The organism is Acinetobacter sp. EKM10A, from assembly GCF_011075215.1.
GTDB lineage: Bacteria > Pseudomonadota > Gammaproteobacteria > Pseudomonadales > Moraxellaceae > Acinetobacter > Acinetobacter baumannii.
Map to the genome: position 1 here is coordinate 404374 of NZ_JAALLK010000001.1, position 20523 is coordinate 424896.

General features: G+C 38.7%; 8 protein-coding genes and 4 tRNA genes. 9 read left to right on the plus strand and 3 right to left on the minus strand.

The window, feature by feature from the left end; genetic code table 11:
• The gene (gene rpsU / locus G9371_RS01850) at positions 1–216 is read right to left on the minus strand and encodes a 30S ribosomal protein S21 (RefSeq protein ID WP_001136722.1); all 216 of its coding nucleotides are present in this window, start codon (positions 214–216) and stop codon (positions 1–3) included.
• A gap of 145 nt (positions 217–361) precedes the next feature.
• Here rpsU and tsaD point away from each other — a divergent pair, with 145 nt between their 5' ends.
• Positions 362–1372 carry a tRNA (adenosine(37)-N6)-threonylcarbamoyltransferase complex transferase subunit TsaD gene (gene tsaD / locus G9371_RS01855; RefSeq protein ID WP_000636264.1) on the plus strand — a complete coding sequence of 337 codons (1011 nt, stop codon included), beginning with the start codon at positions 362–364 and terminating at the stop codon, positions 1370–1372.
• 2 nt (positions 1373–1374) lie between these two features.
• Here the strand turns inward: tsaD and G9371_RS01860 are convergent, their stop codons facing one another.
• Together G9371_RS01860 and G9371_RS01865 are read right to left on the minus strand one after the other, a co-directional pair.
• Positions 1375–2478, minus strand: a complete 1104-nt coding sequence (locus G9371_RS01860) for a DUF6670 family protein (RefSeq protein WP_029424496.1) — start codon at positions 2476–2478, stop codon at positions 1375–1377.
• A 103-nt stretch (positions 2479–2581) separates the two neighbouring features.
• The gene (locus G9371_RS01865) at positions 2582–3463 is read right to left on the minus strand and encodes an ATP-binding protein (protein ID WP_029424495.1); all 882 of its coding nucleotides are present in this window, start codon (positions 3461–3463) and stop codon (positions 2582–2584) included.
• A gap of 178 nt (positions 3464–3641) precedes the next feature.
• Between G9371_RS01865 and G9371_RS01870 the strand changes: the two genes are divergently transcribed.
• From G9371_RS01870 to G9371_RS01905, 8 genes are all read left to right on the plus strand, one after another.
• On the plus strand, positions 3642–5150 hold the full coding sequence (locus G9371_RS01870) for a DUF3336 domain-containing protein (protein ID WP_000461855.1): 1509 nt from the start codon (positions 3642–3644) through the stop codon (positions 5148–5150).
• Positions 5137–5940: a protein kinase domain-containing protein gene (locus G9371_RS01875; protein WP_000912076.1), complete on the plus strand. Its 804-nt coding sequence runs from the start codon at positions 5137–5139 to the stop codon at positions 5938–5940. The genes G9371_RS01870 and G9371_RS01875 overlap by 14 nt, the downstream gene beginning before the upstream one ends.
• Before the next feature lie 105 nt (positions 5941–6045).
• Positions 6046–6130 (plus strand) — tRNA-Leu (locus tag G9371_RS01880).
• Positions 6131–6184: 54 nt separating this feature from the next.
• Positions 6185–6258: transfer RNA gene (locus G9371_RS01885), tRNA-Trp, on the plus strand.
• Between the two features lie 27 nt (positions 6259–6285).
• Positions 6286–6370: transfer RNA gene (locus tag G9371_RS01890), tRNA-Leu, on the plus strand.
• A gap of 65 nt (positions 6371–6435) precedes the next feature.
• A tRNA-Trp gene (locus G9371_RS01895) sits at positions 6436–6509 on the plus strand.
• Positions 6510–6723: 214 nt separating this feature from the next.
• On the plus strand, positions 6724–8481 hold the full coding sequence (locus G9371_RS01900) for a ShlB/FhaC/HecB family hemolysin secretion/activation protein (RefSeq protein ID WP_029424494.1): 1758 nt from the start codon (positions 6724–6726) through the stop codon (positions 8479–8481).
• 56 nt (positions 8482–8537) lie between these two features.
• Positions 8538–20522 (plus strand): hemagglutinin repeat-containing protein, encoded by an 11985-nt coding sequence (locus G9371_RS01905; protein WP_029424493.1) that lies wholly within the window; start codon positions 8538–8540, stop codon positions 20520–20522.
• Position 20523: the final 1 nt, after the last annotated feature.

Here is a 20523-nt window from a genome sequence, read left to right on the forward strand (position 1 = left end):
TTAGTAAAGGCGAGTAGTACGTACAGATTCGCGAGCCAATTTCTTTTGGTAGCGTTTAACTGCAGCAGCTTTTTTGCGCTTACGTTCTTGAGTTGGTTTTTCGTAGAATTCGCGTTTACGAACGTCAGCTAAAACACCAGCTTTTTCGCATGAACGTTTGAAACGACGGATAGCTACGTCAACTGGTTCGCCTTCTTTCAACTTAACTTGTGGCATGTAAAATCCTCTAGATTATGGATAAGATCAGGCACACCATTGCGCCAGATCACAAGTGAAGGTCAGTATTTTACTCATTTACAACTCATATCACAAGTCTATAATAGCGATTGCAATATTTTGACTCATATAAAAGGCAGTTTTGATGATTGTTTTAGGCTTGGAAACTTCTTGTGATGAAACAGGGTTGGCACTTTATGATAGCGAACTCGGCTTACGGGGACAGGTTCTTTATAGCCAGATAAAACTTCATGCCGAATATGGTGGTGTGGTTCCAGAGTTAGCTTCTCGTGACCATGTTCGTAAGCTTATTCCTTTAATGAATCAGCTGCTTGAACAAAGTGGTGTTAAGAAACAGGAAATTGATGCAGTCGCATATACACGTGGCCCGGGTTTAATGGGAGCGTTAATGACTGGAGCCTTGTTTGGAAGAACTTTAGCATTTTCACTTAATAAACCGGCAATTGGTGTTCACCACATGGAAGGCCATATGTTAGCTCCTTTGCTTTCAAGCCAACCGCCTGAGTTTCCATTTGTTGCATTGCTTGTTTCAGGTGGTCATACACAATTGATGGCAGCTCATGGTATTGGTCAATATGAGCTATTAGGGGAGTCAATTGATGATGCGGCGGGTGAAGCTTTCGACAAAGTCGCAAAAATGATGAATCTGCCGTATCCAGGTGGACCAAATATTGCTAAGTTGGCGTTATCTGGTGATCCTTTAGCATTTGAATTTCCACGCCCAATGCTTCATCAGGGCTTAGACTTTTCTTTTAGTGGTTTAAAGACGGCAGTTTCTGTTCAGTTGAAAAAATTGAACGGCGAAAACCGTGATGCTGATATTGCTGCTTCATTCCAAGAAGCCATTGTAGATACCTTAGTAAAAAAATCTGTAAAAGCTTTAAAGCAAACTGGTCTTAAACGTTTAGTAATTGCTGGTGGGGTAAGTGCAAATTTACGATTACGTGAACAGTTGGAAACTTCATTGGCGAGAATTAAAGCTCAGGTTTACTATGCAGAACCTGCTTTATGTACTGATAATGGTGCAATGATTGCATTTGCAGGTTATCAGCGTTTAAAAGCAGGTCAGCATGATGGTTTAGCTGTAACGACCACACCAAGATGGCCAATGACTGAACTTACTATTCCTGAGTAAAATTATTCATCGTCAAAGGCTTGTGGATTTTCGATATCAATATATTCGATGTATCCACGGCCTTGAACTTCATTGCCAAAATAATGACCAGTAAATATATAGCTACTTGCATAACCTCGCCCATGACCATAGCGGAATGGGCAGTCAATTTCTGCCTGAATGTTTAAGATAATTTGCTTTGCATCATTTCGAGCGATCCATGAAAAATATTTTGGAAGTCGCATTTTTTGCCCACTAGGTGAAACGAAGTCATCAACTTGATGCGAAATAATATCAAAGCTTACATCTGTGTAAATTTCAGCTGGCTGGTCCAGATATCTAATATGTAAGGTGTATGTAGCTGTTTGTCCTGCAATATCGGCTTTGGTAAGAAGAAGTTGAGTGGCCTCGTTTAAATTGATAATTTGATAAGTAAAAAAATCAAGTGGCAGTTTATATGCATCAGGAATAAGTTTATTTGTAATGGAGTGAGGACCCACTGCTCGTGCATATTCGTAAGTACAAAGTCCTTGGGTTTCAATGCGTTTTGCTTGATAGTTTAAAAAGCCTTTAAACTTTGCCAATAAACTAAAATGATCATAGATTGGTGTTTTTATAAACCATGAAACATGTGAAGTGATATCGATATCAAAGTCGAAATCAAACCCATCATAATGTCCATTAATATGGATGTGTGGAAATTTTCCTTGAATTAAAATTTCCTGACCTAGTTCTATTAAGGTCCCATCTTTATTAATTTTTGTATTTTTAGGAATGATATAGGCCTTCAGTAAAGCTTGTTCCAGAGCAGCTGTGCTTGAAAAGAAAGTAGCGGTTTTTCTCGGGTTACCAGTGATGATGTCATCATGATCAAAAGCAAGTGCACCTGGTGTACCGATTAAAATCATAATATTTAAGTAACGATGCGGCTCTGGTAAAAGTGGGAAAAAGATACCGTAGTGTGTCCAGCTATAATATTTTTCGTCAATTCGTGGACGGATGATATGAGTTTGAGTAAAAGGAAGAGTTGAATATTTTTTTGCTTGGTCTAAAACGCCTTGTGCAAGTAATAAACTTTTAGCAAGCGCTTTACTTGTTGTAGAAATTTTTGGCAATTGTTTTTTCATATATAAACCTAAAGAAGGGCTATCTTTGTTTTAGGTTATGAAAAACAACTGCCAAAGCTAAGCGGTTTATAGGCCAAAGCTAAGGCTTTGCGGGACATTTTATTTAATTGTTAGACAAATCTTTTAAGGCGTTTAAACCAATCCAATGCTTAGAAAACTGATAAGCAGCTCGACCAGAGCGCTGACCCCGCATTTGGCACCAACGCAAGCTTTCAGCACGAACTTCATCATTAAAATGCATGTTTGCTTTATCTAGATAATGCTCTACGATTTCTAAATATAAGTTTTGATCCATTGGATAAAAAGATAACCACAAACCAAAACGGTCAGACAAAGAGATCTTTTCTTCAATCGCTTCTTGCGGATGAAGCTCAGTATATTGAGGCACATCTACTTTGGTTACAGGGGTGTTTTCATGCATGAACTCAGGTAATAAGTGACGACGGTTACTGGTCGCATAAATAATAAAATTTGTTGAACCCGACTGTAAGGAACCATCTAATACGCTTTTTAAACTACGGTAATTTTCATCTTCAGCATTAAATGCTAGATCATCACAATAGACGATGTATTTTTCAGGTCGGTTTTGAATAATTTTTTGAATCTTCGGTAAGTCTGCTAAATCATCACGTTCAATTTCAATCAAACGTAATCCTTGAGGTGCATACTCCGTGAGTAAAGCACGAACAATAGAGGATTTACCCGTACCACGTGAACCCGTTAAAAGTACATCATTTGCCGGTAAGCCATTTAAAAACTGCAAAGTATTTTGAATGATCTTTTCTTTTTGTCTTTCGATGCCTTTTAAGTCATCAAGATAAATATTTTTAGGTGTATAAATGGCTTTAAGCTGCTGGTTTTCCCATCTAAAAGCAGGGGCAGTAAAATCGGTCTCTTGTTTCGGTTCAGGTAAGACCTGCTGTAACTGATTTAATACAAGTGATAAGGTTTGAACTAAATTGTCGGGTAAATCAATGGTAGCCATGGTTAATCAATCATGTTAAACAGTAATTTACTAGGATACTAACACCGAAATTTGCAAGCTGACAAAAAAGATACAACTCATGCAGTTTATCGGTTTTGCAATTGATTGAAATGTTCAGACCGAGCATAGTGTTGTCATGTCTATTCAGTAAAATCATCTGTGAAGATGAGGACGAAATATGTTTGAAAAAATACGAAGTGATATGAATCCGCATCAGGCTTACCGTATCAAAAAATTACAACGTCAGTTAGACATGGCTGAATCTTATGAAGAGTGGAAGTCTTTTGCATTAAAACTGGATGAAGAAACTGGGGCACAAGAGTGGAAGTTTGATAATAGTTCGCCTTACTTCGATGCCGAGCTCATTTCTTATCGTTACACTTTACTGAAAAGATATCGTCAGCAACATCGCACTTTAGATTTGATTTATCTTTTAAAAGAAGGGTTGACCTACGATATTGCAAATATTGGCCACCCTATGTTGTTTGCTGCCACACATGTAGGCACAAAAAAATTAATTGAAGATTATATTGAAGAAGTCAGTCAAAGCTTAGCTTACATTGCATCTAGTGAATGTATTACATTCCAAAGAAAAGAAAAAATCGAATTCTTTGAAAACTGTGAAAAAGCATATGGACAACCTGCTCTTATGTTTTCGGGGGGAGCAACCTTAGGTCTTTTCCATACTGGTGTATGTAAAGCTTTAATTGAACAAGATTTAATGCCTAAAGTCCTGTCTGGTTCAAGTGCGGGTGCCATTATGACGGGTATGTTGGGAATTTCTGCCAGTGAAGATATCCAAAACTTGCTAAATGGTGAGCAATTTTTTAGTGATGCTTTTCACTTTAGAAAACTTCGTGAACTTATAAAAGGGAATGGTGGGATTGCCGATGTTCACTATTTAAAAAAATTCTTAATTGAAAATTTAGGCGATCTTACTTTTGAAGAAGCATTCAAAAAATCAGGTTTGAATATTAATGTTGCTGTTGCGCCGTACGATGCAACTGAAAACCCTCGAATTATGAATGCGATTATGACCCCAAATGTTTTGGTTTGGAGTGCGGTATTGGCTTCTTGTGCTGTGCCAGTTTTATTTCCACCTGTGCGTTTAACCAGTAAGCGTTATGATGGTGAACATACTCCATATATGGCAAATACTAAATGGGTAGACGGTAGTGTACGTAGCGATTTCCCACAAGAAAGAATGGCAAGACTTTATAATTTAAACTACACCATAGCTAGTCAAGTGAATCCACATGTTGTACCGTTTATGCAAGATGATGCGCGTCGTTTCCGTAAAGACGTTTTAAGTTGGCCTGAACGAATTTTAAGACGCCAAGGTAAAGTACTTTCAATGGGGCTGATGGACTTTACACGTCAAAGATTAGGCGCGATTTCACCCGTAAGAAGACTGCTCGATCATGGATATGGCGTAGTAGGGCAGCGCTATTATGGTGATGTTAATATTATTGCTAAATATAGCTTAAAACATTATGCCTATACGCTACAAAACCCACGCCCACATTTGTTTAAACGTTTACAGCGAGAAGGCGAGCGCGCGACTTGGCCTAAAATCTCTTCTATTGAAACGCACGCGCGTATTGGTAAAACGATTCAGCACTGTTTAGAAGTTTTACGTTTTGAAGAAAAGAAACAACAGCCAGAGTCTTATTATGCTGAAGCATGATTTTGCTTCTCATATAGAAAACCTAAAATGTGTGACAAAGCCTAGAAGTGATGCTTTAGGACGGCATCTATGGACATGTACTATAGATGCTGATTCCTACTGGTTAAAATTTCATTTGCCAAATGTACATGCTCAAAGTGAGCAAGATTTTTTGCATGAATTGCAATTTTATGAAGATATTACATATAAAAAAACGAATTGGCTTTTGCCATTTAAAATTATTGAGGGCAGAACTATTTCCCAACGACTACAATTTCAAGGAAAAGTATTAGTTTTACCGGATACAGATTATTGGTTTAATGATTTAGATCAAAAGCAAAATTTAAAAAATATAAATGAGAAAATCTATCTGGCACTTGTTAAATTAGCAGAGCTTCATGAGTTAGGATGGATTCATGGTGATATTAAAAAAGAACATTTTCGAAAGTTTAAGCAAGAGCTTTATTTAATTGACTTTGAAAAAACACGGCTTATTTCAAGCCCTGATCCAATAACTGATGCTACACCACGGTATATGGCGCCAGAGCTATTTCATGGTGCCAATAAAACCGTTCAAAGTGATTTATATGCATTGGGAATCGTATTGTATGAATGGTTAACGCAAACTCGTTTACAAGCAAATAGTTACCATGAGTGGGCGGTATTGCACTGTCAAAAATTAAATGTGGTATTACCAAGTTCGTTCCAAGTTTTCTTGCCACTACTTTCAGGCTTGTTACAAAAACAGCAGCAAAACCGGTTTTCAAATGTACATGAAGCGATAAATTGCTTAAAAATGCTCTCAACCTGATAAAAATCATTGATCTAGTAACTGTATACAAATTACTCGGTCAGTTTTTTTTGAAAAAAAAACACTTGTCACTGTTAGATCTTATCGCTAATATACACAGCCATCGGGGGCGTGGCGAAATTGGTAGACGCACTGGATTTAGGTTCCAGCGCCGCAAGGTGTAAGAGTTCGAGTCTCTTCGCCCCCACCACTTTAAGTTAAGTCTTAAAGTTTGATATAGATGTTAAGACATCTAGATCTCGGAAGAGGATTGGTGTAATGGTAGCATGACGGTCTCCAAAACCGTTCGTCAAGGTTCGAGTCCTTGATCCTCTGCCACATTTATTTTAAATAAATGTCCCAGATGGGGGCGTGGCGAAATTGGTAGACGCACTGGATTTAGGTTCCAGCGCCGCAAGGTGTAAGAGTTCGAGTCTCTTCGCCCCCACCATAGAAAGAAGCAAGACGATGATCTTGCTTTTTTTATGATTAAATCTGAATGGTTTAATTATCTATAGAGGATTGATGTAATGGTAGCATGACGGTCTCCAAAACCGTTCGTCAAGGTTCGAGTCCTTGATCCTCTGCCAAGATTCTAAAAAAGCTCCTGTTACGGGAGCTTTTTTTATGTCTAGCTGATTTTTATAAATAAATTGTGATTTAAAACTAATATCTTATAAAAGTAAGATTTAAGAAAATAAGATTTATTTTACATACAGACAAATCTGTATAAAAAATGCTTCCACTTTGTTAAGGTTTTGTTAAAATAAAATTAAGTTGATATTAATCACGGTTTAATTTTATATGTTGAACTATAACAAATTTAATAAAAGTGTCTTATTCATCTGCTTATCACTAACGGGGGGCCTAAGTTTTGCTGCGGACTCGGATGATCCAATTCGACAGAGAATTCAGGCTGATCAGACCATTCGGCAACAGCAGCGAGATACTGCATTAGAAAAACAGATTCAGCCGAACGTAAGTGTGAATTTAGGGCAAGAACAAAATAAAATTTCAGCTCAGCAATTACAATATTTACACTCTAATAGTGAAACACCTTGCTTTGAAATTAAAAAAATACTTTTAGAAGGTGATTTAGCTCATCAATTCATTTCTAGCTTTAATGTGGTTACAACTGGTAAGAACAATATTATTGGACGTTGTTTAGGTGTAAATGGTCTTAATCAGGCACTTGATCTTGTCCAAAATAAAATTATTGCAGATGGTTATGTCACAACACGAGTGTTACTACCTCAGCAAAATATTGCATCTGGCACAGTTCGGGTTCGTGTTATTCCTGGCCGAGTTGATCAGATTAAGTTTGCCGATGGTACCTCTAAACGAGCACATTTATGGAATGCTTTACCGATGAAGTCGGGAGCGCTTTTAAATATTCGTGATATGGAGCAAGGCTTAGAAAACTTTAAACGTGTACCTACGGTTGAGGCTGATTTTAAAATTCAGCCAGCAGAACAAAAAAATGAACCGGGTTATAGTGATGTGATTCTTGCATGGCAACAAGCTAAACCTTATCGCTTACATGTGGGGATTGATGATTCAGGTTCTGATGCTACTGGAAAATACCAAGGTACAGCGACCTTGTCACTTGACCATGTGTTAACTTTAAATGATTTATTTTATATCAGTTATAACCATGATTTAGGTAGCAATGGTTCTGGTAAACATGGTACAGATGGCTTTTATGCAAGTTATACCATTCCATTTGATTATTGGTTGTTTTCAACCAGTTATAGTCGTTCTAACTATCTGCAAACAGTTGCTGGAAGTAGTGAAACTTATCAATATAGCGGTAAAAGCGAACTCATTAATGCAGACTTATCTCGAATTATTTATCGAGATGCACACCGTAAAACTGCTGTAGGTTTTGGTGGGTGGTACCGTGAATCACAAAATTATATTAATGATGTAGAAGTTGAGGTACAGCGCCGTAAAACTGCAGGCTGGAAAGCAACTCTTGATCATACTGAATATTTTTCTAATGCAACATTAAGCGGTAATGTGACTTATAAGCGTGGTACAGGCTGGCTTAATGCAATGAGAGCACCAGAAGAAAGCTTTGGTGAGGCTTATACACATGTAGGCATTTTGCAGGCCAATGCCAGTTTACAAGTTCCTTTTAAAGTGGGGCAACAGAACCTTCAATATCTTGCAGAATGGCGTACCCAACACAGTAATAAGCCTTTGACACCGCAAGACCGATTCTCGATTGGAAACCGTTATACCGTAAGGGGTTTTGACGGTGAACAAACTTTATTGGCAGATAATGGTTTTTTAGTTCGCAATGAACTGAGTGGCTCAATCATGAATAAATCACATTCGTGGTATGCAGGTATTGATTATGGAGAGGTGGGGGGGAAAACCGCGCATTATCCAAACCCTTTACCAGGTACCAGTTTGTTAGGTGCAGTTATTGGATTGCGTGGACAAATTGCACCGCTACATTTGAATTATGACGCTTTTGTCGGAGCACCGTTGAAAAAGCCAGATCACTTCGAGACGGATGATTACACGACTGGGTTTAGCGTGAACTGGACCTATTAGTTTAAGTTCTAGAACTCAATTAACTGTATTAAAAAAAGATTTAGTGAGATTTTAAAATGAATAAGAACCGTTATCGTATTATTTTTAGTCATGCTCGCGGTATGTTTATTGCTGTTGCCGAGATTGTAAAAAGTAAAACTAAGCAAGCCGGGCAAAGTCAGGGAATGATGGAAATAGATTCGGTAACGTCTTCTGTAAGACTTATTCATTATAAAAAACTAAATCCACTTAACTTTGCAGTAATTGGCTGTTTGGGAGCATTGGTGATTAGTTTACCAATGAGCAGTGTGGCTGAAACCCAGATTATTGCAGACAAAGGTGCTCCGACATCACAGCAGCCAACTATTTTAAATAGTGCTAATGGAACAACTCAAATCAATATTCAGACACCAAGTGCAGGTGGTGTTTCGCGGAATACCTATACGCAGTTTGATGTTGGTCAAGAAGGTGCCATTTTAAATAACTCACGTAATAACACTCAAACCCAGATTGGTGGATGGGTACAAGGCAACCCATGGCTTGCAACAGGTGAAGCCAAAGTTATTTTGAACGAGGTCAATAGCAGTAACCCAAGTCAACTCAAAGGCTATATCGAGGTTGCTGGAAAACAAGCACAAGTTGTGATTGCGAATCCATCTGGTTTGATCTGTGATGGCTGTGGTGTGATTAACGCAGACCGTTTTACTTTAACAACCGGACAAGCGGTAATGAATCAAGGTTATCTTGAATCATTCCGTGTCCGTGAAGGTCAGGTTACGATTGAAGGTAAAGGCTTAAATGGAAGCTTAACACCATATACCGATATTTATGCACGTGCCTTAAAAGTCAATGCAGGCTTGTATGCAAATGAACTCAATACGGTCCTTGGGCAAAATGATATTCAAGTCAAAGATCAAATAGTTCCTCAAATTAAAGCAATTAAAGACTCTACATCTACACCTCAACCAAACTTTGCCTTAGATGTAGGCCAGCTAGGTGGAATGTATGCCGGTAAAATCTTTTTGGTGGGAACAGAGCAGGGACTAGGTGTACGTAACGCAGGTACGATAAATAGTACTCAAAGTACGCTTACGCTAAATGCAAATGGTGATTTGATCAATAATGGTAACTTGATCGCGAATAAAGATCAGGTACAGCTGAAAGCTCAAAATATTCAAAATACGGGTAATGTAAGTAGCGCAACTTCACAAATTTCTATTGAGAGTCAAAGTCTAGATAACTCTGGTTTAATCAGTAGTGCAGATGAGTTACAACTTAATCAACAGAATAGTTTAAGTAATAGTGGCACATTGAATGCTGCTCGCGTTGTTATTGATGCGGGTAGTCTAAAAAATAGTGGTTCTATCGAACAAACAGGTCTGCAAGGACTTGATTTAAAGTCGGGTTCAATGACAAACCTTGGTGGTAAAATCGGAATTGCCAAGAATACGACAGGTGGCGGTACGGGTGGATCGACAGGTGGTAGTGTTCCGACAGTTCCAACTGATCCATCCAAAGATGGCGGAAGTTTAGAAGTTGCCACTCCAATAGATACGACCCCAAAAACTTATGACCAAGGTTATATCCATGTTCAGGAACAACTAAATAATGACCAAGGGGCGATCATTGCCAATGGTGGTGTAGATTTAGATAGCCAAAATGGTCTAGATAACCAAGGCGGTCAACTGAATTTGGGTGCTATTCATATTAAAGGGAATAGCTTTAATAACAACCAAGGTGAGCTTACTGTTAAAAGTGCTGATATCCAAACCTCAAGTTTTAGTAACCAGCAAGGATTACTGCAATCACTCACTTCTTTAGATGTAAATAGCCAGTCGATTGATAATCAGGGCGGTAAAATTAATGCCTTGAATAATATTAGTATGATCTCGAGCGGAAACATTCTAAATCAAGCTGGGCAGATCGCGAGTTCGTCTGAACTTTATTTACAGGGATTGGGCCTAAATAACAGTGGGGGTGATCTGGAGGCTGAACAATTATTAAAACTTAATCTTTCAGGTCATTTGAATAACCAGAAAGGAAAAATAGTCACTAATAATAACTTGGATAGTTCGCTTTTTGGTTTAGATAACGACCAAGGTGAAATTTCTGCAAAAAATATTACGATTCAAAACAACGATCAGGCTTTAAGTAATGGTTCAGGAACGATTTATGCTGACCAAAGTTTAAAAATTCAAACTGGATCTTTAAATAATGCAGTCAACGGTACGTTATCTAGTCATGAAAACCTGCAAATTGACAGCCAGCAACTTGTCAATCAGGGTTATATTCGTGCTGATCAACAGTTAAAAATCAATAATACAGGTGTTATGACACAGCAAGGAGGTGTTCTTTCAGCCTACGGTAATATTGATTTGGTGAGTCAGCGTCTTGTTAGTGATGAAAAAAGTGTTATTGCGGTCGGTATCAATGCTCAAGGTGAGCAAGATCAAAATGCTCAAGCGGATTTAAATATTAAAACAGAGCAGGCACTTGAGCATCACGGAAAACTACTGGCAAGCCGTAATATTGATTTAGATGGGGCAAATGTAGATTTATCGCAAGGAACGGCAGCAGCTCAAAATATAAATATTACAGCTCGTGATGGAGATATAAATAATCAGTCTGGTGTGTTACAGGCTGATTCTATTCAATTAAATGCAGTACAAAATCAACAAAGTTTAATTAACCAAAGTGGTCAAATTCTTGCTAAAAAATTGAATCTGAACATTGGGAAAGATATTAATAACCAACAAGGTTTGATTCAGCACACTGCGACAGATGACCTGAATTTAACAGTTCAGGGAATTATTAATAACCAGCAAGGCCGTATTCTCACAAATGCAAATCAGTTAAATATTAAAGCACAGGGACTCAATAGTGACTCTGGTGTGATTTTGCATTCGGGACAAGCTGGCTTAAATATGGATATACAAAATATCCATGCTCAAAAGGCTGAATTGAGAACTAATGGTGCACTTAAGCTTACGACCGATCAAGCACTATTAGACCAATCAAAAGTGTCTGCTACTCAAGCCAATATTCAAGCCAACCAATTGACTGACCGTAATGGTGAAATGCTGTTTAGTGCCGCAAATGGACAAAGTTCAATTCGTGTAAATGGTGACTACCAACATCAAGGAAGTGTATTACAAAGTAACCATAGCTTAGACATTCAAACAGATTCACTTAGTAACCAAAGTGGGAATATCTTAGTCACTCAAAATGAAGCAACCTCACAACCAGTACAGTTAAATATTGTCAGCCAAAACGATATTCAGAATGATCTGGGTAACATTGTGAGTGAAGGCCAACTTTCATTGAAAACTGGAAAAGGAATAAGCAACCAACAAGGAAATATAATTAGTTCTAATGCGCTTGAGCTTAAAACAGATCAGTTAATTAATAACCAGTCTGGGCAGATACAAGCGAAGGATATCAAGTTATCTGCATCAAACTTAGATAATAGTTCAGGGGTGATTGCTGCTAAAACTGGTGATGTATCACTCAATATTAATAATCAGTTGATTAATGGTCGTGTCGAGCAAGCTAAGTCAGCTGGTATTATTCAGGCAGCACAAAATATAGATGTTCAGACTGGGCTATTGGACAATAGTGGTCTGATTTATGCTGGTCAAAATCAGCAACTGAAAGTCGCTCAAAATCTTAAAAATGCTGGACAGTTAGCTGCTCAAAATAATTTAAATATACAGACGGCTACACTGACCCAGACTTCTGCAGGGAGTATTATTGCTGGTTTAACATCAGATGGTTCATTAGCAAATCAGGGTAATCTTAACATTGATGCTACAGGCGCTATAAATGCGCAGGGGCAACTCATCGCGGGCGGTGATTTAAATAGTCAGGCAGCGAGTCATGTCTTAAACCAAAGCCTTGTTCAAGCAAAAAATATTTCGCTCAACAGTAAATCTGGTCAATTGAGTGCTCAACAAAGTACGATTCAGGCAGCTCAGCAACTTAATATCGTTACTCCAGATACGCTAGATACCCAACAAGCCAATTTAAAGGCGAATAAAGTTCAGATTAATGCAAAAGATTTAAATAACCAGTCAGGACATATCCAGCAAACAGGTTTAGATGATACTCAAATTTTGTTAACGGGTGATTTAAGCAATCAAAATGGGCAAATTGACAGTCTAGGCCAAAAACTACAAATAAATGCTAATAATTTAAATAACCAGAATGGTCTTATCCAATCTGGTACAGCAGGCAGCCAACTTATACTCGCTATAGCTAATACGCTCAATAATAATCAGGGCAATATCAAAACTGCTGGTAGTTTGCAAACGAATAGTTCTGAGTTAAACAATGACGCTGGAACGCTACTTAGCTTCAATGGCTTTAACATCAATACACAGCAGCTTAGCAATCAAGCGGGTCAAATTGTTGAGGCTGGAACACAAGACAATATTGTTAACCAATTAATTGTTAAAAACCTTCTAAATAATAGTAATGGCAAGATTCAGACAAATCATAATCTTGAAATTCAGGCTGATGCGTTAAAAAACAATGCGGGTAGTATTGTGACCGCAGGCGCAGCAGGTCTTAATCTCAACACGACATCACGACTCGATAACCAGTCTGGAAATATTCGTTCTAGTGGTGATCTCAATGTAAATGCACAAGACATTTTGAATGATCAGGGACAAATTCTTGCTGCAAAAAATGCTCAGCTTAATAGCCAAAACACCTTAAGTAACCAAGCGGGATTAATTGCAGCACAGCAACAATTAATGATTCAAAGTGCTGCCTTGAATAACCAAGCGGGTCAAATTGGGTCGGTAGATGCGGGCGTAAATATCCAGACGACTCAGCAAGCACTCAATAATCAGAGTGGTAAGATTCAGGCGAATCAAGCGATTAACCTCGATGTACAGGGGCTTGATAATAGCCTACAAGGTTTGATTAGTAGTACTAAAGGTGATCAAAGCAAAATTCAGATTGATACTCACCAGCAGAACCTGAATAACCAAAATGGGCAGATTAATAGCGGTAATACATTACAGATTAGTACCAATGGTCTGAACAATCAGCAAGGTTTAATCACTGCACAGGGTGATCTTGGTATAAACGCCGTGCAACTGATTGATAACAGACAAACCTATCTAAATGCTACCTTGCCAGAGTTGGCCCAAGGTATTCAATCTTTAGGACAAGTCGTTTTACAAACATCAGAATTAAATAATGAACAAGGTCAGGTCATTGCTGGCAATGGATTAACCATTCAAGCGCCTAAGGTGAATAACAGTAATGCGGGCTTGTTAGCCAGTGGACGAGACTTACTGATCGATAGTGTTGGACAAGCAGGTACGATTAATAATCAGAAAGGCAAAATCAGTGCTAATCAGAACATTAGTCTAAATACAGGCCTGATGAGCGGAAGCCAACTCGATAATAGTCAGCAGGGCTTCATTAGTGCAGCAAAGCAAGTCAAAATTATTAGTCAAAATATTGATAATTCAAACAATGACCAGAACCAAGGTATTCAGGCAGGGCAAATAGAAATAGCTGCTAGTACTTTAAATAATAGTGCTGGACGAATCTCTGCTGAGCAGCAACTTAATTTAAATATTTTAGATAATTTAAATAACACCAAAGGCTTAATTAGTAGTCTTGATCAATTAACAATACAAGGTCAGCAAGATAATAACCGTCTAATCGTAAACAATCAGCAAGGGACTATTATTGCAGGTGAAGAAGGCTCATCAACTGCAGGTTTAAATATTCTGGCCAAAGGTTTAACAGGCGACGGTAAGGTCTTAAGTCAGGGACAGTTAAATCTTCAGCTCAATGATGATTATGTACAAGATGCTCAAGGTCAGTTGCAGGCACAGGGAAATTTAAACCTTAGCTCTAAGGGAAAAGTTACCAATCATGGTGCAATCAAAAGCAACGGACAGTTATCTATTTCAGCAAATACAATTGAAAATGCTGTAGATGGCAGTTTGGAAAGCCAGCAAACTCAACTTGAATCTGTAGGCGTGCTCAATAATTATGGACTCATTAATGGTTCAAATACATATGTTAAGGCAGGCCAACTCAATAATATTGCCGGACGTATTTATGGTGACCATATTGCAATTCAGGCGAATACTTTAAATAACCAAAGCCTCAAGGGTTTAGCGCCAGTCATTGCCTCAAGAGGTGATCTGGATCTGGGCGTACAGGTTTTAAATAATCTGGAAAATAATCTAAATCATCAAAGTGGTTCGCAAATTATTGCCATGGGAGACTTGCGTATAGGAGGTTCGCTTGACTCACAGTGGCATGCTCAAGGAACTGCTCAGCAAGTCAATAACCGAAGTTCTGTAATTAATGCCAATGGCAATATCGACTTGAATGCTGATATTGTTAATAACCAGAATGTCTTTTTTACAACCAAACAACAGCAGACCACAGAGCAACTGGATTACTGGAATATGTATATTTCAGATTCGCGTGCCGGATGGTATAACCCTGGTCCTCAGTCCTTAATTACTCAGGAAATCTATAGCCAGAATCCAGATTTATTTACTAAATTAAAGCCTGCACAACAACTTGTGACTTCCTATGACAACGCAACGATGCAGGATTATTTAAGTCGTCCTGATGGTTATTTCTTCATTGTAAATAACTATGACGATAGCTCAGCCGGCAACATGTTTAAAGGCTATGTCGTTTATAACGGACAGCTCTACAGTACTGACCATTATGAAAATGTGAAAAGTACCCAAACTACGACAACGACTGTAGCTGATGAGTCAGCACCTGCTGTGATCAGTGCAGGGGGTAATTTAAGTTTCACAGGCACAATTAATAATGACAAAAGCCAAATTATGGTGGGTCAAAAGCTGATCGGAGATGCAAACGCAATTCACAATGTCGATGCCAAAGGTCCTAAAATTACGCATGAAGAAGGAACGGTAACACCGAGTTATGGAAGTTATGGGGGCAAGGGGCACGATAGAGTATGGGCTTCTGCTGAACAAGCTTATAACCCAGCAGATGTTACCAAAGGGGTGGATTTATTTATCTATGAAAATCCAACCAGTGCAACGCCTGTTAAAGTGCAAGACCAAACCCAGCAAGTCAATAAAGACAATTTGACTGAACAGGCGCTTAGTCAAAACCATGACTCCAATATTGTTGGTCAGCAAAATACACAAGTTAATCAAACAGAAACTGTTCAACAAACGACTGCTCAAACAGACCGTATTCAATCAAATGAAATTAAAACAGGTCAGGCACAGCTTGAACGAGTAGTTGGGGCAAACACTACCGATCATAAAGCTATGAGTAGTAGCGCAGTCGATCAAATTCAAAACACTGATACTAAGGCTGCCTCTGTTCAGGGGCAAACAACACAGATTGATGGTAGTGGTTTCGAGATTCGTACCAACAACGCTAACGTTAAAGTCCCAAATAATGCGTTGTATAGTAAAAATCCAGACAGCCGTGCTAACTACCTTGTTGAAACAGATCCAGCGTTTAGTAACTATCGCAACTGGTTATCTTCAGATTATATGTTGAATGCATTGGGACTTGACCCAGCACTTCAACAAAAAAGATTGGGTGATGGTTACTATGAACAACGTATGGTACAGGACCAAGTTGCTCAACTGACTGGTTACCGTTTCTTACAAGGATATGGTTCTGATGAGGAGCAATATAAAGCGCTCATGAATAATGGGCTGAGCTATGCAAAACAGTACAACTTACGCCCTGGTATTGCACTCACTCCAGAACAAATGGCGCAATTAAGCAGCGATATTGTTTGGTTGGTAGAAAAAGAAACTACCCTACTAGATGGTACAAAAACCAAAGCTTTAGTCCCGCAAGTTTATGTTAAAGCGCGTGTAGGTGACTTAAAAGGCGATGGAACTTTAATTAGTGCCGATAGTATTCAGCTCAATTTAAGTAAAGATTTGACCAATGCGGGAACAATTGCTGGACGACAAGTTGTTCAAATTAATAGCCAAAATTTAAACAACCTTGCTGGAAACATCCGTGGTGGTGTAGTTAGCATTAGTACTGAAAAAGATTTAAATAATATTGGTGGTATGATTCAGGCCGATCAAGCCATGAATTTGCAGGTAAAAGGTAACCTGAATATTCAGTCAACCACACAGAGCAGCCAAAATGCATTAGGCCAAAGTAACTATAGCTGGACAGGAATAGATCGTATTGCTGGTCTTTATATCGGTTCAGCACAACAGCAAGCGTTGAGTGATCAGCCAACCTTGGTGATGAACGTTGGTGGTGACACTCGTATATTGGCTGCAAATATCCAGAATAATAGCGGTGGACGAAGTATTATTCGTACGGGCGGTGACCTTAAAGTCGGTAGCCTGAATACGGAAGTGACTAACAATGTGGTGGGTAGCTCAAAAGCTTATCATTTAGATACACGACAAGTCGAAGTTGGCAGTCAGATTAAGAGCCAAGGTGATTTAAGCTTACAAGGCAATAATATTCAGATTCATGGTTCACAAATTAGTAGTTCAGAAGGCTTAACTGCGTTACAGGCGAAAGAACAGCTACAGATTGAAGAGGGCCGAAACAAACTTGATCAACAAGATCAGTCAAGCTTTAGTAAGAAAGGTAAACTGAGCAGCTCTACGACCAGTGACTTTAGCCATCGTAGTTCAGATATTGCGGTCGGTAGCATTGTTGAAGGCAAAAAAGTGCTATTGGATGCAGGAAATATCAATGTCCGTGGCAGCAATATTGTTTCTGATGAGTTGACGCAGATTCAAGCCAAAGACAATGCAAATATTGAGGGAGCTCAGAACCAATACAACAGTCAAACTAATAGTGTTGTTAAAAACTCTGGTGTTATGTCTACGGGTGGTATTGGTTTTAGTTTAGGTAAAAAACAAGAAACTACTTTAAAAACCGAACAACAACTCACCAATAGTGCTTCTCAGGTAGGCAGCTTAAACGGTAATACCAATATTGTAGCGGGTAAGGCCTATCAGCAAACGGGAAGTACCGTTTCATCACAGAAAGGCGATGTGAATATATTGGCGCAACAAGTCAATATTGAAGCTGCTAAAGAACAAAGCACAAGTGACTATAAGCATGAGATGCAACAGAAAGGCTTAACACTTGCGGTGAATGTTCCAGTGGTTTCGGCTGTACAAAGTGTAGTGGAATCTGCTAAGCAAGTTGGTCAAAGCAAGAATGATCGTGTGAATGCAATGGCAGCAGCCAATGCAGGCTTTGATGCTTATAAAGCTGGGCAGTCTCTCAGTCAGTTAAAAGATGTTGCGAGTGCTGCTCAGATGGCGCAATCAGCAAATGTTAGCGTAAGTATTACTTATGGTGAGCAGAAAAATACCGAAACGAGCCATTCACAAAGTACCACTGCGAGTCAAAGTCAGGTTAATGCTGGCGGACGTACATCTATTGTGGCCACAGGCGCAGGGGATCAATCGAATATTAATATTATTGGTTCAGACGTGTTGGGGCAACAAGGCACACGCTTGGCTGCAGACAATAATGTCAATATTAAAGCAGCCGAACAGAATCATCTTGAAGAAAGTAAAAATGAAAGTGCAGGTTGGAACGCTGGTGTAGCAGTAAGTTATGGCAGTAATGGATTAGCATTTGGTGTAACGGCAGGAGGTAATGTTGGTAAAGGAAAGGGTGATGGGAGTGAAACCAGTTATCTCACTAGTCATGTTGGCTCTAAAGATAGTTTAACCACGATCAGCAGTGGTAATGCGACCAATATTATTGGTGGTCAGGTACAAGGTAAAGGTGTACAAATTGAAGCCGATAATTTGAATGTAGAAAGCTTACAAAATAAGGCTGATTATAAGAGTAAACAACAGAACGTTTCAGGACAAGCAACTGTAGGTTATGGAGCGTCAGTGTCAGGTAGCTTTAGCAAGTCAGATGTCAAAGCCCATTATGCATCAGTACAGGACCAAGCTGGTATTTATGCAGGAGATGATGGCTATCAGATTAAGGTGAATAAGAACACCGATTTAAAAGGTGCGATTATTACATCGACACAGACTGCTGAGAACTTGAAGAAAAATAGCCTAGATACAGGTACTTTAACGTCTTCTAATATTCAAAACGTGACTGAATATGATGCTAAGGGTATTTCTGTAGATGGTGGTTTTAATGCCGGAAAAAGTGGTACTGCAGGTAACAAAGAACCTGGCACGGTACTTTCGACACCAAACAAAATTGATCAACACGCTTCAACTACAGTAGGAGTAAGTAAATCTGTTGGGTTTGGTCTAGACGGCGATAAAGGCAGTAGTGTGACCAAAAGCGGTATTAATACTCAAAACATTACAATTCGAGATGAACAAGGCCAGCAAGCGTTAACAGGTAAAACTGCTGGAGAGATTAAATCTGAGATATTGACGTCTGTAACTACAGATACAGCACGTGAGAATAGTGGAGCACTGCAAAATAACTTTGATAAAGATAAAGTTCAAAGTGAAATTAATTTGCAGATGGACGTAACGAAGAATTTTGATGCGAACCGTCAGGAAGCAAAAGCTGAGATCAATAAGAAGATTGATGATGCGAAAAAAGAAAATCAATCTATTATAGACAAGCAAAAACAAGGTCTAGGCTTAAGTAAACAAGAGCAAGACCAATTGAATGCTTATAATGACAAAGTTGAAAATTATCAAAGACTAGGCGTATTACTAGACAGTATATCAACAGGTTTGTCAGCTCCAACAAGTTCAAGTCTAGGTATAGCAACTGCAACCTTAAGTCCAGCGGTAAGTTATAAGATCGGTCAATACTTCAAAGAACAAGCGAGTAATAATGCAAATGGTCAACTAACGAGTGGTCAAGAAGCTGCACATATTTTAGCTCATACCGTCCTTGGCGCAGCAGTTGCCGCGGCTGGTGGTAATAATGCGTTGACTGCGGGACTTTCAGCAGGAGGAGCAGAGGCAGCGGCACCAATATTATCGAGTTTCCTGTATGGAAAAGATGCCAAAGAACTCACAGCAGATCAGAAATCTACAATTAGTTCTATTGTAGGTTTAGCGGGTAGTGCAGTTGGGGCAACGACGGGTGATATTGGTTCTATAGTACAGAGTGGGCAAGTTGCGCAGAATGCGGTTGAGAATAATTTCTTATCCGTTAAAGAAGCTGCCAGAAAGAATGCATTAATTTATAAATCTAAACATGAAGAATTAAGTTCTAATGAAAAAAAAGAATTAGCTGAGATAAATAGAAAAGATAAGGCTCGTGATGAGTTTATAAAGAACGTATGCCAACTTGGGAACGTTTCTTCATCTGCCTGTCAAAGAGCTTTGCAAGCTGCATGGTCTACACAAGCAGACTATAATGCTGATATTGCAAATAACTTAAAAAATAGAGATGTTTACAGTCAAGATGCCAAGCATTTAGACCAGCTACTGAAAGGTTTGAGTCAAGACCAAGTACTTGGTTTACAGGCTATAGAAAGAATTGCAAAAACATCAGGTCGCCCAGTTGAAGAAGTTGCTAAAGAATATGATAGAGCTATGGCACTCCATGGGGTTGTAAGTACATTAGCTGGGTTTTATGGCGGGAAGGCAATTTCAGTAGAAAAAGTTAAAAATGGAGGTGGTAGCTTTAATGCTTTAACAGAAGCTGAGAAGCAACGTGTATTGGATAATATAGCCAATAGTAAAGCTGGAAGGGAATCTTCTAATTTTAACGATTTTAATCAAAAAGCAAAAAGTGAGGCTAAAACTTATAAGAAAGAAACTGAAACGACAGTTAATGCAAATATTTCAGAAGATAAGAATGCATTAACACCAATCGGTAGAGAAGGGAGTCCTCTTTCAGTACCAAGAGGAACAAACTCATCTAGCACAATTAATGGTAATACCTATTCTGGACATGCACTAGATGAAATGCAAGCAGATGGTATTATGTCTTCGGTTGTTGATAATACATTAAAGACAATTACCCCAGTTAAAGGAAAAGTTCCCGGAACTGTGGCATATCTAGATCCTGTAAATAATATTACTGTTATTAGAAGCACTACTACCGGTAAAATTATTACAGTGTCTCGTGGACAAATTAGGCAATAAA